This is a genomic window from Enterococcus sp. DIV1537a, from assembly GCF_051712085.1.
GTDB lineage: Bacteria > Bacillota > Bacilli > Lactobacillales > Enterococcaceae > Enterococcus > Enterococcus faecalis.
The window spans coordinates 1,682,261-1,699,841 of record NZ_JBIOOE010000001.1 but is presented as its reverse complement, the minus strand read 5'-3'; the positions used below and the strand labels follow the sequence as shown (position 1 = coordinate 1,699,841).

Genomic DNA, 17,581 nt, shown 5'->3' with positions numbered 1-17,581 from the left:
TTGTTTTAGACAATAAAAAACGCTTGTGAGAAGTAATCAATTCTTGCAAGTGTTTTTTGCTACATATTAAACAAAAAAAGATTTCCTTAGACATTTAGACAATTTGTCTAAATGCGGAACAGAACAATTTTCCTATATGATACAATAAAAGTGCACAAGTAATTGGGGGAGTAACATTTCATACTTATTTGTCAATTTTAAGCTGGACAATGTGTTCAGTAATATATACTAATTTAAAAAGGAGTACATGATTTGAATGGGATAATGGTTTTGTTAGTGGGGACTGGGTACATTGGTTGGGTTATTTATAGAAATGGTCGTACGTATTTCCGTTATAAAAAAAATCTAAAAAAATATCAAACGACGCACCATCTAACGGACAGTGACCTAGAGATGTACCAAAGAATTATGGACGAATTAAAAAAACAAATTATTTATTTAAACGAACTAACGAATAAGTCACGAAATTTAAAAAAAATTGAACAAGTAGAACTGGGTGTTGCTTCCGCTAAGGGCATCTTTAAACACTTAGTGAAGTATCCTGAAGCAATTACTCATTTTAGTGATTTTTTATATCATAAGGTACCAGAGATTTTACGAGCATCAGAACGGTTTTTAAGCATTAAAGAAGATAAATTGTCAACAGAAGAAATAACACTTGCAACCAATGGTATCTTAAGTACCATACGAGTGTTGTCGGAAAGTATCACAGATGATTATGAAAGATTAGTCTCCGAAGCATCTGAGGAAATTGCCTTATCAAAAAAAGAAATTGCCTTATCAAAAAAATTAGTGGAGAGAAAAAATGGCTAAACAAAAGAATTTTTATGATACATATGATGCGCTTTTTCAAAAGCCAAAATGGTCGTTTTTTCCTGTCACAAGAACAGACACAGTAAAGCAACTTGCTAACCCAAATAAAAAAGTGGTAAAACCACAGACGAAAAAAAAGAAAAAACAAAAAAAGAACAAAAAAATTATTTGGATAGGCATTGCTGTAGCAATTGGCTTTATAGTATATATTGATCTTGCGGAGAAAGATGATTATTGGGATTACTCCGCTTCATCAGAAGATGTTTATCCTTTAAAAGAAGCTGGACTTACCACAACTGGACCTGTTGATTTAGAAAAACCACTAAAAGTCACAATAGAAGAAAATAAACTTTTATTTAATCAAGGCTATCAAATAGAAATTATCGGCGATGCCGATATTGAAACCAGTGGCGGAAAGAACTTTTTAATTTTACCTTCTACAGAGGAGTATCCAGATACAAAATATCTAGGCAATATCAGTTTTTATGAAAAAAGAGACTATTATACATCGGCAGGTATGTACCTTTCTGGCAATCTTGTCAACAGTCTTTCTGATTATTTGGATACAAGTAAAGAGTTTATCAAAGCATACCCAATTGATAAAATTGCTGATGTACAAACCGGCTATATTTTAAAACGGAATCAAGGATATACAGACATCTCAAAATATTATCTCTTTAAAGATGGAACAGGATTTGAATTAGAAGTCTCTGTTGACCAATTGGAAAAGGTCAAAGATCCCAAAGACTATTCTTCTTTTGTAAAAACATACGCAAAAGAAGTCGCTTTTATAGAAAAAAGTTTTAAATTTGAGTCTACTGATGAGGAATCTCGATAGAGAAAATAGTTTTCAGCTTCAAGTAGCGCCTAGCAATACCTTTGTTGAAAAAATGTAAGAGCCTGAGACAAAAAACACTTTGGATCTTCGTCTCAGGCTTAAAAACTGATCAGCGGTGGAAGCGTAGCACTTTAAGGACTGAAGTACGACGTGTACCCACTTACTAGATTTTCTTTGAAGGTAACGTAGAAAAGAACAGCAATATACAAGCGACCTACAAACTATTTTCTGTCAGACTAAAACTGGCAGAAGTGGTTTGTAGGTTGCTTGTTTTCATTATGGCTGGTGAGACAGGTTGGCGCTTGATGTTTGTTTTAATATTGCAAATCAAAAATGGCGATACTTATTTTACTGAAAATTAGTTCCCAATCTTCTCGGGTTAATTCTTCTTCTAAAATGTAAATTCGGTCTATTTCTTTTGGTAAATCAAATAAGGGATAGTCAGTAATCACAATATCACAACTAGAAAAATCGGTTCGTTCAAAAATAATATCCTCACTAAATGCTTGCTTGATTTTCATCATAATAAAGCTAGCAATGTAAAAATCGCGAGAATATGCAACACCAATTTTAATTTTTTTGCGGGGACTATAGTGCTTATAAATTCGTAACAACAATTCACATGTCCAAATTGGGTTCTCCTGATCCTTAAATCTTAACTGATAAGGGGAATGCGCTGAAAAGTTTTGATAAAAAGCATAAATTTTTTTCTGTAAATCTTTTTGATAAGTACTATTTTTATTGACTAAAAAATCTAGAATCGCGGTATTTGGTTGCTGTGAAATAAATAATTGGTTATAGATAATATTTTTAAATAAAATAAGTAAGAAGTAATGACGATCAAATTCACGCATTTTTGGAATTTGAAAAACTTCGCAAAAATTGGTTAATAAAGAATCAACGTAGAAATATTCTGGGCAAGAAATTTCATTTAGAGCAGTCAGTAAATCTTTGGCTCGTTTTGCTGAATCAAAATTATCAATGGCAATGGGTGCAATGATATCTACAACCCGCTGTTGATCTTCTGAAAAATTTGATTGGGAACAAAAAATAGTTTGTTTTGAGTCTGAGAAAAGCCTTAAATAAGGATGTTCTTCAAATTCTTTTTGGAGATCATCTTCACAAGTATATGGAAAGCGATATTTTGCGATGTGTAAAAGTAAATTTAATTTTAGTAGAGAAGCGTGTTCCAAGCGTTCAAGAATTTCTGGTTTAATATGTTGCGTCAGTATATCTTCAAAATAAGTAGAGGTATAACGTGGTAAGGCTAAGGTATTTAAAAAGATGGTCCAGTAGACATCAAGAAAAGCATATAGGACTTGAAATTCAGAACCTGTAATCACTTTACTCGCGGAGGGGGAAAAATGGACGGAAATTCCATACAAACCAAATAGTTTATTAATGTTATTTAACCGTTTGTAAATGTAAGATGAGCTAAAATTAGTTTCTTGACTCACTTTCCAGACAGAATTGTTTTCTTTTTTGATAATTGCTTGAAAAAGAATGAAGTCAGTAGAATGGACACAGTAATAATTAAATAATAAAAAATAGTGGAAAAGAAAATCATTGGAAGTCGTATGTAATGAAATTTTTCCGTGATGGATCTGAATCTCTAAGGTGTTTTCAGGAAGGGTTGCTAAGTCTTCTTGAATTTCACGAAGATAAATTGATAAATTTTTAGTAGAAAGATCGAATTTTCGGGCAACACTAGATAAATCAAGGTTCGTTTGTTTTGCTAAGTATAAAAAGACAGCCAATTTTTTTTGTGTTTTCTTTGAAAGTAAAAATGTTTTTATGGCATCTTGTGTTTTGATGAGACTCACTCCTTAGTAATAACTTCTCTTTTATTATAATAGTTCGCCTAATAAATTGTAATAAAAAAGAACAATTCTCATTGGTTTATGAGAAAATAACAAGATATTCAGCAGGAAAACACCTGTGTCAGTCGACACAGGTGTTACGATGAGCAAAAAGAGCGGGTTCTTTTTTTATCAAATAATTTTCCAAAGTGACGTGATCAACTAAAGAATCAATCACCCCTTCTTTAGAAACTGAAAATCCTGCAGCCTGAATTGCTATTTGAATGGCTGCTTCAGTCGGATAACCTTTCGAAAGATAGGAGGCGAGCGCGCTGATAAAGCTGTCACTGGCACCAGTACTATCCACAGCTATATTTTCTGTTGCAGGGAAATAGTGGCACACTTGGGATGTTTTTAATAACACGCCTTTTTTTCCTAAAGTAACAATGACATTTTTTACGCCCATTTCTAAGAAGTACGCCGCTTTCTCTTCTAATGTACCAGTATCTGGTTGAAGTTCCAATAATTCATCTTCATTGGGAATGAAAAAATCAACCTTTTCTAGTATATTCACTGGAATATGATGAATAGCAGCTGGTTTTAAAATAATCGGTACCCCTGAATGTTGGGCGATTTCACAAGCTTTCTCTACAGCAGACAAAGGAATTTCTGTTTGAATGAGACAAAAACTGGCATCCATAAATAGGTGTTTTTGCTGTGCGATTTTTTTAGGTGTAAGCGCTGTGTTTGCACCAGGTAAGATTGAAATCATGGAGTCGCCGCTTGTCTCAACATAAATATAAGCTTGACCAGTCTCAGTATCTTGAATACGTGTGATACCATCTGTCGTAACGTGGTATTTTTCTAATTCTTTATATAAGTAATTCGCATCTGTGTCTGAGCCTAAACAACCAATTAAGGTGGCCTGATGCCCCAGTTTGGTTAAGCCAACAGCTTGATTTAATCCTTTTCCGCCGGGGAATTTAGCATAGCTAGACAAAAAATTTGTTTTGCCGTTATGTGGTAAATTTGTTGAATACAGATAATTATCAACGTTTAAACTACCTACTACAATCATTTTGCTATCTGGATTAACACTAGACATGCCTAATGTATTTTTGTGATCTAGCACCAATTTTTCAGCCTCATTAATCAAGGCTGTTTTTTCTTTGCGTTTGTTAAGCAATAATAAGGCTAACTGGCTGCCAAACGTCTCTGTATCTAATAAGACGGAAGAAATATGATCAGGTAAAAATGAACGATCAATTTTTCGCTTAATTGCGAGTAAAGAGTAATTATCGGGGGTTCGCAAACCGCTCTGCTTTAAAAGCTGTTCCAAAAAAACAGCCTGGGTATAGTCATCAGTAAGGATACCCGTAATCCCATCTGTGATAAGCTGATTACTGAAATCAGCAGGGATAGTAGTTAAAATATTTTCTTTACTAAAGGGTAAATTGACATCAAACAAGGCTTTTTTATAGCCTGCAATAATTGCTTCTTTATATTTTGGGTTAGTGACGAAATAACTAATTTTTTTATGGTTATTCTGTAATAATTCTTGGGTTAAAACATAACTAGCTTCTTCATAAAGCCCCGCTAGAGAAGGTAATTCGTTAGTTGAGTGATTGACGAAATAGTAAGGAATCGTTAATTCTTCTATAAATTTCGCGTATTGTTTACTGTTTTCATTGATTGGGTCCCAAATAATGCCACTGGCTTGTTTTAAAGTTGGCGAGGTAATATTTTTCAGTTCTTGTTCTAAACTACCGTGACTATTTAAAATCAAGCAGTTATAGCCATTTTCTTGAGCTTTATCAATAAAGCTCGTAACCCAAGCCTCAAAAGTTTCATGGCTATTTAATAATAACACGAAGGTTTTTGTAGTACTATTTGTGACGAGATTTGCTGAGTAAGGTGTGTAGTTGTAATCTCGAACGATTTTTAAGACACGCTCACGGGTTTCTTTACTAATGGTTTGATCTTTATTATTTATAATTTTGGATACAGTTGAAGCGGAAACGCCAGCTAATTTTGCAATATCTTTAATATTCATCATTTTCGTCCTTTCACTGAACTCTTTTTTATAGTAAGCATTCTAAAAGCAGAAAGTCAAGAAAAAGCCTAATTATTTATTATTTAGAAATTCTGCTTGACTTTTAATGAAAGCGCTGTTAACCTCAAATTAAGAAAACGTTTCCGGAAATGTTTTTCCTAAATGTGAATGGAGGAAGAAAAATGGATACAAAGAAAAGACCGATCATTATTGATACGGACCCAGGAATTGATGATGCTGTAGCTTTAGCGATTGCACTGAATCATCCTAACCTAGAAGTTCGCTTAATAACGACGGTTGCAGGGAATGTAGATGTAGAAAAAACAACAAATAATGCCTTGAAACTTGTCGATTTTTTTGGGAAAAATGTTCCTGTAGCCAAGGGGTGTAATTGTCCGTTACTTATTCAATTGGAAGATTCTGCTGAGATTCATGGGGAGACTGGCATGGATGGCTTTGAGTTTCCGCAACCTATCTCTACGTGTTTAGATATTCATGCAGTGGAAGCTATGCGAAAAGAAATTCTGTCTAGTGATGTTCCTTTGACCATTGTTCCAATTGCTGCATTAACGAATATTGCTTTGTTACTGACCCTCTATCCAGAAGTCAAAGAAAATATTGCAGAAATCGTCATGATGGGTGGTTCATTAGCAAGGGGAAATACAAATACAAGTGCCGAATTTAATACGTATGTCGATCCACACGCTGCACAAATTGTTTTCCAATCAGGTGTCCCGCTAACAATGGTAGGATTAGATGTTACAAGTCAAGCTGTGTTAACGAATCATGAAGTAACAGCCATCAGAGCGCTTGGTAGAGTTGGGGAAATGTTTTATGGTCTTTTCCGTCATTATAGAGGCGGCAGTCTAACTACAGGTTTGAAAATGCATGATGTCTGTGCGATTGCCTATTTAACTTCACCAGAATTATTTGAGACAACTGAAACGTTCATTGAAGTTGCTTTGGAAGGTCCAGCTGCGGGAGCTACTGTTGCGGATTTAAAAATGAAGTATCATAAAAACACGAATGCCGTTGCCTGTATAGATGTAAATGTTGAAGCTTTTCAAAAATGGGTTGTCGAAAAAATGAAAGCGGTTAATTAACTGAAGGAGGATAAGTATGATTGAAAGTTTATTGGTATTGGTCGTTTTAGTTGTGGTAGCCTATTTGATTGTAAAAAATTATCATCCCGCACTCAGCTTAATTATTGGTGCGCTTGTTCTACTTGCATGTGCATGGATATTAGGACATCCCATTTATCCTGCAGGAGAAGGAACCGGTTTTGGATTATTTGATATTTTCTTGAAGTTTAAAGATACAATTATTGCACAAGTGAGTTCAGCAGGAATTGTAATTATGATTCTTTTTGGTTATTCAGGCTATATGAATGCAATCGGGGCCAATCAGATGGCTGTCAACTTTTTGGTGAAACCATTAATGAAGATTAAACGTAAATCGTTATTTGTCCCTGTGGTCTTTTTAATTGGAAATTTAATGTCACTAGTAGTTCCTAGTGCATCAAGCTTAGCGATTATTTTAATGTCTATATTATATCCGATGCTAGCCAGCATGGGGATTTCATCATTAACTGCTGCAGGTGTGATTGCAATGACGGCAACTATCATGCCAACACCTTTAGGCGCGGATAACGTAATCGCCGCAAATACCCTTGGTTATGATGTGTTAAATTATGTTGTATGGAATGCCAAAATTTCGCTGCCATCGTTATTAATCATTGCGGTTGCACAGTACTTCTGGCAAAAATACTGCGATAAAAAAGAAGGCGAGGCTGCCTATGTCTCATTAAATGAAGAAGGCTTAAGCAAACAAAAAGAATTTGATGTTCCTAAATTTTATGCAATATTGCCAATATTACCGTTATTATTAATTGTTGGAGTGGGAATCGCAGGAATGTTTGTCAAAGGAATAACGATGGATATTTTTGTTCTTACATTTATTTCTTTCTTCATTGCGGTATTGGTTGAGACGCTTCGCTTGAAATCTTTTAAAAAAGTTCAAGATACAGCTGTCGAGATGTTTAAAGGAATGGGGCAAGGGTTTAGTCAAGTTGTGATGCTTGTCGTAGGCGGTTCATTATTCACGTCTGCGATTCAAACGTTAGGAATTATTGATAGTATTATGGCATCTGTCGAAGCATCAAGTTCAGCAGGAATTGTCACGACCTTAATTTTCAGCGGTGCAACGACCCTTTTTGGAATTTTAAGCGGTGGTGGACTGGCAATGTTTTATGCGGTTATCGAACTAATCCCTGGAATTGCCGAAAAAGCTGGGATTGATGGCATCTTAATTTCCTTGCCAATGCAGATGATCGCGAATTTAACTAGAACGATTTCTCCTGTAGCAGCAGTTGTCATGATTGTCGCATCAACAGTAGGAGTTAGTCCCATCAGAATTTTAAAACGGACGAGTGTACCGACCATCATTGGCATTATTAGTGTGATTGTCTTGTCGATTCTATTGTTACCTTATTAAGAGAATAAACAATGAAAATTAGAGTGGCTGATGAGAAAGAGTTACCGATGATTCTTCAATTTTTAACAGAAGTAAAGGCATACATGGACGTTGTGGGCATTACGCAGTGGACAAAGGACTACCCTTTTCAAGAAGATATCCAAGAAGACATTACAAAAAAACGGTTGTATTTGCTAGTGCACGAAGAAATGATTTTTTCAATGGCAACGTTCTGTATGGAGCAGGAACAAGACTTTGTTTGGTTAAAGCGCTTTGCAACTTCGCCTAATTATATTGCTAAGGGTTATGGCAGTTTATTGTTCCATGAATTGGAGAAACGGGCAGTCTGGGAAGGAAGACGTAAAATGTATGCTCAAACTAATCATACAAACCATAGAATGATTCGATTTTTCGAAAGTAAAGGGTTCACAAAAATTCATGAATCTTTACAAATGAATCGCTTAGATTTTGGCTCTTTTTATTTATACGTTAAAGAATTGGAGAACCAATCCATCGTTTAAAATAAGAAAACAGGAGTCAGATGCAAAAATTATTTAGCATCTGACTCCTGTTATTTTCCAAGGAAATAGTCAACTTAATTATACAAATAAAACACAAACACATTCGGGAACAGCAACATCTTTTTGAATCATTTCTAATAAGCCTGTTTCTTGGTTCCGACGATAAAGTGTTAAGTTATCAGAGTCTTGATTAGCGACAACAACGAAATCTTCAGACGGATCTAAATCAAAATCTCTCGGAATATCGCCTTCTGTTGAAATTAATTGAATTCGTTCAATCGCTTCGCCATTTTCTGAAACAGCATAGACAGCAATTGAGTTATGGCCACGGTTTGAAGCATAAAGGAAACGGCCATCAGAAGAAATACGAATTGCAGCACCACCATTAAACGCATCATAATCAGCAGGCAAAGTAGAAACTTTTTGTAATTCAGTAAAAGAACCATCTGTTTCATCATATGAAAGAACTGAAACAGTGCTATCTAACTCACCAAATAAATAAGCCAATGATTTTGTTGGGTGGAACACTAAATGACGTGGACCAGTCCCTGGCTCAGTCACGAATTGAGCGATTTCAGAAAGCTTTCCATCTAAGCTAACATTATACGTATACACGCGATCGGTTCCTAGATCACAGACGACTAAGCGTTGATCAGGCGTCAAATCTGTGTAATGAACATGGGCATTGTTTTGATTTTCATGAGGACCAGTTGGCTCTGTATGAATCACTTTGTCAGCATCTTCCAAAGAACCATCTTCTAAGATACGATACACGTGAACGATACCTTGGTGATAATTTGCTGCATAGACAAGTTGTCGGTTTTCGTCAACAGCTACATAACATGGCGGCGCACCTTCCTCAGTTACTTTATTCAATAAGTTAAAATGGTCCATTTCTGGTTGATAAGCGGCAGTGCCACCTTCACCGTCAACACTAGTGACGCTAAAAAGTTCGCCCTTTTGACTCAGAGCAAGATAGGTAGGACTCGTTTCTTCTAACAAAAGTGTCGCTTCTGTTAAACGACCTTGTGTCGTATCTAATGCAATTTTATAAATGCCTTGGCTGGCTCTTCGAGTATAGGTACCTAGTAAAATTTGTTCTAACATCACAATTCCTCCAATTTGTTTCAACACAATCACTTTTTATGAAAGTGCTTTTATATAATGTAGTATACCATAAGAAGTCTAAGAACAATAAAACTTTCTATCTGAGATGTTCGCATTTTAAAGTGGTTTGTGCTATTATGATGAGAGACTGTGATGACAGTCATTTTTTGATTTTTAGAGGGGTGACGAACATGTACGACAATACGGATAATAACGGGACCGTTCGTTGTTCATTTTGTGGGAAAACACAAGAAGAAGTAAAAAAAATTGTTGCTGGTCCGGGTGTCTATATTTGTAATGAATGTATTGATCTATGTAAAGAGATTATTGATGAAGAATTTTATGATGAAGCAGTCCGAGAATTAACGGATGTGCCAAAACCCCAAGAAATTTTAAATGTTTTAAATGAATATGTTATTGGACAAGAACGTGCAAAACGCACACTTTCTGTTGCTGTTTACAATCACTATAAACGTGTGAATCAATCAGAAACAGCTGCAACTCAAGATGACGTTGAATTGCAAAAAAGTAACATTTGTTTAATTGGACCAACAGGTTCAGGTAAAACTTTCTTGGCTCAAACGTTAGCAAAAACATTAAATGTACCTTTTGCAATCGCTGATGCGACCAGTTTAACAGAAGCAGGTTATGTAGGGGAAGATGTTGAAAACATCCTTTTAAAATTACTACAATCTGCTGACTATAATGTTGAACGTGCGGAAAAGGGCATTATCTATATTGATGAGATTGATAAAATTGCCCGTAAGAGTGAAAATGTTTCGATTACTCGAGATGTTTCAGGTGAGGGTGTTCAACAAGCCTTACTAAAAATTCTTGAAGGAACAGTTGCAAGTGTACCACCACAAGGGGGCCGCAAACATCCACATCAAGAATTTATCCAAATTGACACAACGAATGTTCTCTTCATCGTTGGTGGAGCATTTGATGGAATTGAAACCATTGTTAAAAATCGCTTAGGCGAAAAAACTATTGGTTTTGGTAAAACCAATTCTGCTTTAAATGAAGAAGAAAGCATCATGCAACATATTATTCCAGAAGATTTATTGAAATTTGGTTTAATTCCAGAATTTATTGGACGCTTACCTGTAATGGCTGCGCTTGATAAATTAACGAATGATGATTTGGTTCGAATTTTAACAGAACCGAAGAATGCCTTGGTGAAACAATATCAAAAATTATTATCTCTTGATGACACTAAATTAGAATTTGAACCAGAAGCATTAAAAGCCATCGCAGCCAAAGCCATTGAACGTAATACTGGCGCACGCGGACTTCGTTCAATCATTGAAGAAATTATGATGGACGTAATGTTTGATGTTCCTTCAGATGAAAGTATTGAAAAAGTTATCATTACTAAAATGGCAGCTGAAGGTACCGGTAAACCAACAATTATTTATAACAAAAAAGATAAAGAAGCTGTATAAGATTGAAGCTGAAAACAGCTCTTTCGGCGGATCTCCGAAAGAGCTGTTTTTGTTAAGCTTTTGAATGAAAGACTGAATAGAAGAACGGAGGAAAACAATGAACGTACATAATGCAGAAATCGTGATTAGTGCGGTATCCCCTAAACAATATCCTGAATCTCAATTACCGGAGATTGCTTTAGCTGGACGTTCGAACGTTGGGAAATCATCTTTTATTAATACCTTGATTAATCGTAAAAATTTAGCAAGAACTTCAGGCAAACCTGGTAAAACGCAAACGCTAAACTTTTATTTAATTGAGGACGCCTTACACTTTGTGGATGTTCCTGGCTATGGTTATGCCAAAGTTTCTAAAACAGAACGTGCGAAGTGGGGAAAAATGATTGAAACGTATATCACGCAACGTGAGCAATTACGTGCAGTCGTTTCTTTAATTGATTTACGTCATCCGCCGACCCAAGATGATATCCAAATGTATGAATTTTTGAAATACTATGATTTGCCAGTTATTATTGTGGCAACTAAGGCAGACAAAATTCCGCGGGGCAAATGGAACAAACATGAGAGTGTCATCAAAAAAGCCTTGAATTTTGATAAACAAGATGACTTTATTATTTTCTCTTCTGAAACAAAAGAAGGAAAAGAAGCAGCTTGGACAGCAATTGAAAAGTTTCTATAGAAAAAAACAAGCAAAATTACTCTTTTGCTTGTTTTTTTGCTTCTTCTTTTTTTGTTTCTTGTCGTTGTTTTGCCAGTTCTTCAAGAGGTACTTCTTTCTTTAATGGATCAACGGCGAAAGAATCGAAGAGTTTATCTAAGTCATTGGAACGTTCAAATTTTAATCCCATTTACTAAGCCTCCATTCCTTTTTTTATAGTGTAGCACGTTTTTTTTCATTTGGATAGCAACAGAAATGTAAGAATTCGTCATAGTTGGGCCTAGTGTAATTTCTCGTAACTAGGACTTGCCAAACATGAAAAAACAAGCTATTCTTTAGTAAGAATTAGTTAGAAAGAAGGCACTTTATGAAAAATCCGTTAATCGGCGGTGTTCGTTTTTATCAACGATTTATTTCTCCAGGATTGCCTGCACGTTGTCGCTATTACCCAACGTGTTCACAATATATGATTGATGCAATTCATACACATGGAAGTGTCAAAGGAACAACGATGGGAGTAGCACGGATTTTACGATGTCATCCTTTTGTTAAAGGCGGCATTGACTATGTTCCGTTGAAATTTCGCTTGACGAAAAATCCTGATGAGACCTATCATGGACCTTATACGTATCGAAGAAATAAGAAAACAGAAGTAGAAAAGGATGGATAAATATGGCAATTTTAGCATTTGATCTTGGCGGTTCTTCCGTGAAATACGGCGTTTGGACAGGCAAAGAATTAACAAATCAAGGGAGCTTTCCAACACCTGGCTCTTGGGAAGAAATGAAAGCGCATTTATATTCGGTTTATGCAGACAAAAGAAATGAGTCGATTAGTGGTGTTGCTTTTAGTTCACCTGGAGTAGTTGACGAAAAAAGTCAACAGATTTTAGGGATTTCCGCCATTCCATATATTCATCATTTTAACATTTATGAAGAATTAGAAGCGTTGTTTGGCTTACCAGTGACTATCGAAAATGATGCGAATTGTGCTGGTTTAGCTGAGATATATGAAGGCGCGGCGAAAGGAAAAAAAGAAGTGCTTTTTGTCGTTATTGGGACAGGAATTGGCGGAGCGATTTTTCGCAATGGTGAATTGTACAAAGGCGCTCATTTATATGGAGGCGAGTTTGGACTGAACTTTTTAAGTAATGGCCAAACATTCAGTGAAATTGGCACAGCTGTCAAAATGGCTCAGCGCTATTGTGAACGAATTGGAGTCGAAAAACAGGCGGTGACAGGAGAAGAAGTTTTTGAACTGGCACAACGAGGGGATGAGGTTGCTCGCGAAGAAGTCAATAATTTTTATGATTATTTAACACAAGGATTATTCGGCTTACAGTTTTCTTATGATCCTGAAATGATTGTACTCGGAGGTGGTGTTTCTGCTAAAGAAGGCTTATTAGCAGAGATTAATCGCCGGATGCTAACGCATTTACAAACCTTTGAATTAAAAGATTTTGTTCCAGAAATCGTGACCTGCCATTATCAAAATGATGCCAACTTGATTGGCGCAGCCGCCAACTTTCAAGCAAAAACGAATTGGGAACTATAAAGAAACAGCCGATTGTTATTCTCTTCAATCGGCTGTTTCTTTATTTATTTGCCTTGTCATCAGTGTTTTCTTCTGCAGCAATCCGCGCTTGAACTTGTTGGCGTAAAGCTTCTAGTTCTTTTTCTTTCTTTTCTAATTCAGCTAAATCTTCAGAAATTTCATGGGCTTCTTCTGCTGGCTTAGGTTGTAAAAAGACGTTTAAACCAATCGCTATAAAGGTCCCAATGAATGTATCCAACACACGTTCCATTGCGTATTGAAAGGAATCGCTTTGCGGAATACTTAAAGAAATCATTAAAAGTGTCGCAGTTGCAGAAATGATTCCAGCATTGTTATTAATCCCATCAGAAACAACGATGACGATAATGACTAAAAGTGGTAGTAGCAGTAATTCTACTAAGTGTTGATTAGGAAAATAATCTTGTGCTAATACATAAAGCAAAGCTAAAAAGCCACCCAATGTGTTTCCAATAATGCGCGATTTTCCAAAAGACAAACTGGTATTTAAATCTTGTCTTAATGAAAAAACAGCTGCTAAACAGGCAATCATAGGTGAGCCACGATGGAAAAATTGAAATAAAAGAATACACAGCATGACAGCAATTGCTGTTTTTAACGTTCGCATGCCTAAACGAAATCGACCCACTATCATAAATATTCGCTCCTAAATAACTTTTCTCTTTAATGATAACCGAAATAGAGGTAAAATTACTAGAGAAAAGTGAAGAATTATTATTTTTTAAGGGGAGTATGCATGAAAATTGGTTTACGAACAGTCAAGACAGCCATTAGCGCTGCATTAGCAATGATTATTGCGGAAAAACTGGGATTACTTTATGCCCCTTCGGCAGGGATTATTTCGGTTTTAAGTGTTACTAGCACGAAAAAAACATCTGTCATGACAGGGATTTATCGTTTGTTATCCTTAGCTTTAGCAACTATTTTAGCGTATATTTGTTTTACTTTTTTAGGTTTTACAGCGATTGCTTTTGGTATTTTTTTGTTATTATTTATTCCAGCAGCTGTGTATTTTCAATTATCTGATGGGATTGTTGTGAGTTCCGTTTTGGTAACTCATTATTTAGTCGAAAAAAATCTTTCTTGGGCGATTATTGGAAATGAGTTTTTATTAATGAGTATTGGTGTGGGACTAGCGTTATTAGCTAATTCTTATATGCCTGATACAGAAAAACGTTTAAGAGAAGACCAAGAAGTCATTGAAACAATGTTTCGTAAAATTTTAAGGGAAATGGCGCTACATTTAAACAACGCTGCAGGAGAGCGAAATTTGGTCATGCATTGTGCAGATTTAAAAACCTTTATTCGCACAGGCGAGACGTGGGCCAAAAATCATGCCGAGAATCAATTGCTGTCTACCAATACGTACTATTTAGAGTACTTTGCGATGAGAAAAATGCAAAGTAATATTCTAAAAAACATGTTGGAATTATTAGAAGATATTACTGTTGATGCGCAACAAGTTCGCTATATTCAACAATTGTTGGAATATACGGCAGAAACATTTGCAGAGAATAATGATGGACAAGAAATTATGAATCGAATTAAGACCGTTTATGAAACCTATCGCACAAAACCATTACCGCAAACAAGAAGTGAATTTGAAAATCGGGCGCGACTCTTTCAGTTTTTACAATTGTTTCAGTCATTCATTCAAGTCAAAGCGGACTTTGCCAAATTACAACTAGATAAATAAACAAAAAAGAAACCTTTTTAAACGGAGGTTTCTTTTTTTGTTCTCTTAAAAATTCAGGCAAGTTCTTTAGTATTCATTGAGAATGTGTTAAACTAATGAGAAAGAAAAATAAAAGGAATGACCGCAATGGATAATGCTCAAGTGAAGAGAAAACATTTCCGTTTTCCAGCGTATGATGATGAACAGGGCGTAAAATTACCAACAGATAATGAACGTAACTTATTTCAAGATGATCTGATTGGTAAAACAATGTCTGGTAGCAGAAGAACTGCAACACCTGCCGAAGATACTAGACAAAGCACACCATCTGTCCAACAACCAACAACGAATCAACCAACTACAAATAAACAAACACAACAATTAACGGCAGCACAACAAGAGCAATTAGCACGTCATCGTTCTAATTTGCCAGACTATACAAAACATGCTAGTAAAGCAACGAAAAATAAACAAGCAACGAAAAAAAATAATAGCCTTTTTGGGACGCCAAAAGGAAATGGCTGGACACAAACGTATAAAAAAAAAGAAGTCGTAGCGAAACCAAGTAGACCTGCCGCATCACCATTAGTGCAGAAAACGACACCTTCTTATTTTGTTCCTAAATATATCCCGGCTTCTGTGATTCCTGAGGAACAGGAACCTAGTTTTACTGAAGAAGAGTTGCTAAAAGCAATGAAAAAAGATCGTCGTTCATATGTGATTCTTGATGATGAACCAACGGCTTTTCAAGTGAAAGATACGGAAGAAGATCCAACGGTGCGGAAGTTTAATATTCCAACCTCAGAACCTGAGATTCCTTTAACTAGACGACAATATCAACAAATCAAACCAGACTTAGAACGTTTTGGCGAAGATGCGTTAGATTTACGTTCGCGTTCCCGTTTGAATGCCGCAAAGAAAAATGCTAAAAGTCAAACTGCTTATGGGAAAAAATTAGCTAAAGCGAATGCTCAAGTGGAACCGGAAGCACCTGTGACAGAAGAGAAGAAAAAGGGCATCTTGGATAAACCATTAAGTGGGATGCTAGAAGATTCAAGTTCTGTATTAGAAAACAGTAAATATTTTAGTTAAGAGATGAAACTTGCATGTGGAATTGAAACATGTAAGTTTTTTATTCTGTTTTAATAGTTGATTATTTTTTTGTTTTATACGATAATGAATCTCGTATGATTGAAATTTTTTTAAAAAAGGTATGTTTTATATAGTGACAGAGAAGAGGATTATAATGGGAAATCAAGAGAACAAATTATACCATTTTGTCGGAATTAAAGGTTCTGGCATGAGCTCATTAGCGTTGGTCTTACACCAAAAAGGCTACAACGTTCAAGGATCAGACGTAGAAGAGTATTTCTTTACACAACGGGATCTTGAAAAATCAGGTGTCCCTATTTTACCATTTAATGCAGATAATATTGATAAAGACATGATTGTTATTGCTGGAAATGCTTTTCCAGATACCCATGAGGAAATCGCCCGCGCCATCGAATTAGGCGCAGAAGTAATTCGTTACCACGATTTCATTGCTCGTTTTATCGAACCCTATACAAGCATTGCTGTAACAGGGTCACACGGGAAAACAAGTACGACTGGTTTGCTAGCACATGTATTAAGTGGTATCAATCCAACTAGTTATTTAATAGGTGATGGCACTGGCCACGGCGAACCAGATGCTGATTTCTTTGCATTTGAAGCGTGTGAGTATCGCCGTCATTTCTTGGCTTATTCACCAGATTATGCGATTATGACGAATATCGATTTTGATCATCCAGATTACTACAAGAGCATTGAGGACGTTTTTTCAGCGTTCCAAACAATGGCTCATCAAGTCAAAAAAGGAATTTTTGCTTATGGTGATGATAAGTATCTTCGTCAGTTAGAATCAGAAGTGCCAGTTTATTATTATGGCGTCAGTGAAGAGGATGATATCCAAGCACGAAATATTCAACGAACAACGGAAGGCTCATCTTTTGATGTTTATCACAAGGATGATTTTGTAGGTCATTTTGTCTTACCAGCATTTGGCCATCACAATATCATGAATGCGCTAGGTGTGATTGCTGTGGCTTATTTTGAAAAACTTGATATGCAAAAAGTCGCAGAAGAAATGCTAAGTTTTAAAGGTGTAAAACGTCGTTTTAGCGAGAAAAAAGTCAGTGACATGATTATTGTTGATGATTATGCGCACCATCCAGCTGAAATTAAAGCAACGATTGATGGCGCCCGCCAAAAATATCCTGACAAAGAAATTATTGCTGTCTTCCAGCCACATACATTTACACGAACAATTGCCTTAATGGATGAATTTGCTGAAGCACTGGATTTAGCAGATGAAGTATTCTTATGTAATATTTTTGGCTCTGCGCGTGAAACACAAGGCGAGGTACGCATTGAAGATTTAGGTGAAAAAATTCAAAAAGGTGGACAAGTAATTACCGAAGATAATGTGTCACCTTTACTAGATTTTGAAAATGCAGTGGTGGTCTTTATGGGTGCTGGCGACGTTCAGAAATTTGAACAAGCTTACGAAACATTACTAAGTAACACAACTAGAAACGTTTTATAAGAGAACATAAACAAAATCGGGACAGGGGTATCTGGCTTCAAAAA

The 17,581-nt window shown here is 35.9% G+C and carries 17 protein-coding genes; 12 read left to right on the top strand and 5 right to left on the bottom strand.

Annotation, left to right across the window (positions count from 1 at the left end; genetic code table 11):
* Positions 1-264: 264 nt before the first annotated feature.
* Both IGJ41_RS08420 and IGJ41_RS08415 read left to right on the top strand, forming a co-directional pair.
* Positions 265-813 (top strand): 5-bromo-4-chloroindolyl phosphate hydrolysis family protein, encoded by a 549-nt coding sequence (locus IGJ41_RS08420; RefSeq protein ID WP_438714628.1) that lies wholly within the window; start codon positions 265-267, stop codon positions 811-813.
* Entirely contained in the window at positions 806-1,651 is an 846-nt protein-coding gene (locus tag IGJ41_RS08415) for a hypothetical protein (protein ID WP_078127040.1), read from the top strand. The genes IGJ41_RS08420 and IGJ41_RS08415 overlap by 8 nt, the downstream gene beginning before the upstream one ends.
* Positions 1,652-1,965: 314 nt before the next feature.
* On the opposite strand, the gene IGJ41_RS08410 is transcribed toward IGJ41_RS08415, so the two are convergent.
* Entirely contained in the window at positions 1,966-3,474 is a 1,509-nt protein-coding gene (locus tag IGJ41_RS08410; protein ID WP_173963787.1) for a helix-turn-helix domain-containing protein, read from the bottom strand.
* A 118-nt stretch (positions 3,475-3,592) separates the two neighbouring features.
* Complete coding sequence (locus IGJ41_RS08405) at positions 3,593-5,506, bottom strand: PfkB family carbohydrate kinase (protein WP_194928134.1); 1,914 nt, start codon at positions 5,504-5,506, stop codon at positions 3,593-3,595.
* A gap of 146 nt (positions 5,507-5,652) precedes the next feature.
* Between IGJ41_RS08405 and rihC the strand changes: the two genes are divergently transcribed.
* From rihC to IGJ41_RS08390, 3 genes are read left to right on the top strand one after another with little or no spacing between them, the layout of a single operon-like run.
* Complete coding sequence (gene rihC / locus IGJ41_RS08400; RefSeq protein ID WP_002399043.1) at positions 5,653-6,606, top strand: ribonucleoside hydrolase RihC; 954 nt, start codon at positions 5,653-5,655, stop codon at positions 6,604-6,606.
* Between the two features lie 16 nt (positions 6,607-6,622).
* Entirely contained in the window at positions 6,623-7,996 is a 1,374-nt protein-coding gene (gene dcuC, locus IGJ41_RS08395; protein WP_078127038.1) for a C4-dicarboxylate transporter DcuC, read from the top strand.
* Between the two features lie 11 nt (positions 7,997-8,007).
* Positions 8,008-8,496: a GNAT family N-acetyltransferase gene (locus tag IGJ41_RS08390; RefSeq protein WP_078127037.1), complete on the top strand. Its 489-nt coding sequence runs from the start codon at positions 8,008-8,010 to the stop codon at positions 8,494-8,496.
* A 78-nt stretch (positions 8,497-8,574) separates the two neighbouring features.
* On the opposite strand, the gene IGJ41_RS08385 is transcribed toward IGJ41_RS08390, so the two are convergent.
* On the bottom strand, positions 8,575-9,603 hold the full coding sequence (locus IGJ41_RS08385; RefSeq protein ID WP_002366856.1) for a lactonase family protein: 1,029 nt from the start codon (positions 9,601-9,603) through the stop codon (positions 8,575-8,577).
* Positions 9,604-9,794: 191 nt separating this feature from the next.
* Here IGJ41_RS08385 and clpX point away from each other — a divergent pair, with 191 nt between their 5' ends.
* Positions 9,795-11,048 carry an ATP-dependent Clp protease ATP-binding subunit ClpX gene (gene clpX / locus IGJ41_RS08380; RefSeq protein ID WP_002357154.1) on the top strand — a complete coding sequence of 418 codons (1,254 nt, stop codon included), beginning with the start codon at positions 9,795-9,797 and terminating at the stop codon, positions 11,046-11,048.
* Between the two features lie 97 nt (positions 11,049-11,145).
* Positions 11,146-11,727 carry a ribosome biogenesis GTP-binding protein YihA/YsxC gene (gene yihA / locus IGJ41_RS08375; protein ID WP_002357155.1) on the top strand — a complete coding sequence of 194 codons (582 nt, stop codon included), beginning with the start codon at positions 11,146-11,148 and terminating at the stop codon, positions 11,725-11,727.
* Between the two features lie 16 nt (positions 11,728-11,743).
* Here the strand turns inward: yihA and IGJ41_RS08370 are convergent, their stop codons facing one another.
* The gene (locus IGJ41_RS08370; RefSeq protein ID WP_010827527.1) at positions 11,744-11,896 is read right to left on the bottom strand and encodes an SPJ_0845 family protein; all 153 of its coding nucleotides are present in this window, start codon (positions 11,894-11,896) and stop codon (positions 11,744-11,746) included.
* A gap of 177 nt (positions 11,897-12,073) precedes the next feature.
* Between IGJ41_RS08370 and yidD the strand changes: the two genes are divergently transcribed.
* Entirely contained in the window at positions 12,074-12,376 is a 303-nt protein-coding gene (yidD, locus tag IGJ41_RS08365; protein WP_002357157.1) for a membrane protein insertion efficiency factor YidD, read from the top strand.
* 2 nt (positions 12,377-12,378) lie between these two features.
* Entirely contained in the window at positions 12,379-13,260 is an 882-nt protein-coding gene (locus tag IGJ41_RS08360; RefSeq protein WP_002365792.1) for an ROK family protein, read from the top strand.
* Between the two features lie 40 nt (positions 13,261-13,300).
* Here the strand turns inward: IGJ41_RS08360 and IGJ41_RS08355 are convergent, their stop codons facing one another.
* Positions 13,301-13,912 carry an FUSC family protein gene (locus IGJ41_RS08355; protein ID WP_002365791.1) on the bottom strand — a complete coding sequence of 204 codons (612 nt, stop codon included), beginning with the start codon at positions 13,910-13,912 and terminating at the stop codon, positions 13,301-13,303.
* Between the two features lie 102 nt (positions 13,913-14,014).
* Here IGJ41_RS08355 and IGJ41_RS08350 point away from each other — a divergent pair, with 102 nt between their 5' ends.
* The 3 genes from IGJ41_RS08350 (at position 14,015) to murC (ending at position 17,537) form a co-directional block, all read left to right on the top strand.
* On the top strand, positions 14,015-14,974 hold the full coding sequence (locus tag IGJ41_RS08350) for an aromatic acid exporter family protein (RefSeq protein ID WP_002360063.1): 960 nt from the start codon (positions 14,015-14,017) through the stop codon (positions 14,972-14,974).
* A gap of 117 nt (positions 14,975-15,091) precedes the next feature.
* The gene (locus IGJ41_RS08345) at positions 15,092-16,045 is read left to right on the top strand and encodes a hypothetical protein (protein ID WP_173963783.1); all 954 of its coding nucleotides are present in this window, start codon (positions 15,092-15,094) and stop codon (positions 16,043-16,045) included.
* Positions 16,046-16,199: 154 nt separating this feature from the next.
* Entirely contained in the window at positions 16,200-17,537 is a 1,338-nt protein-coding gene (gene murC, locus IGJ41_RS08340) for a UDP-N-acetylmuramate--L-alanine ligase (protein ID WP_002357163.1), read from the top strand.
* Positions 17,538-17,581: the final 44 nt, after the last annotated feature.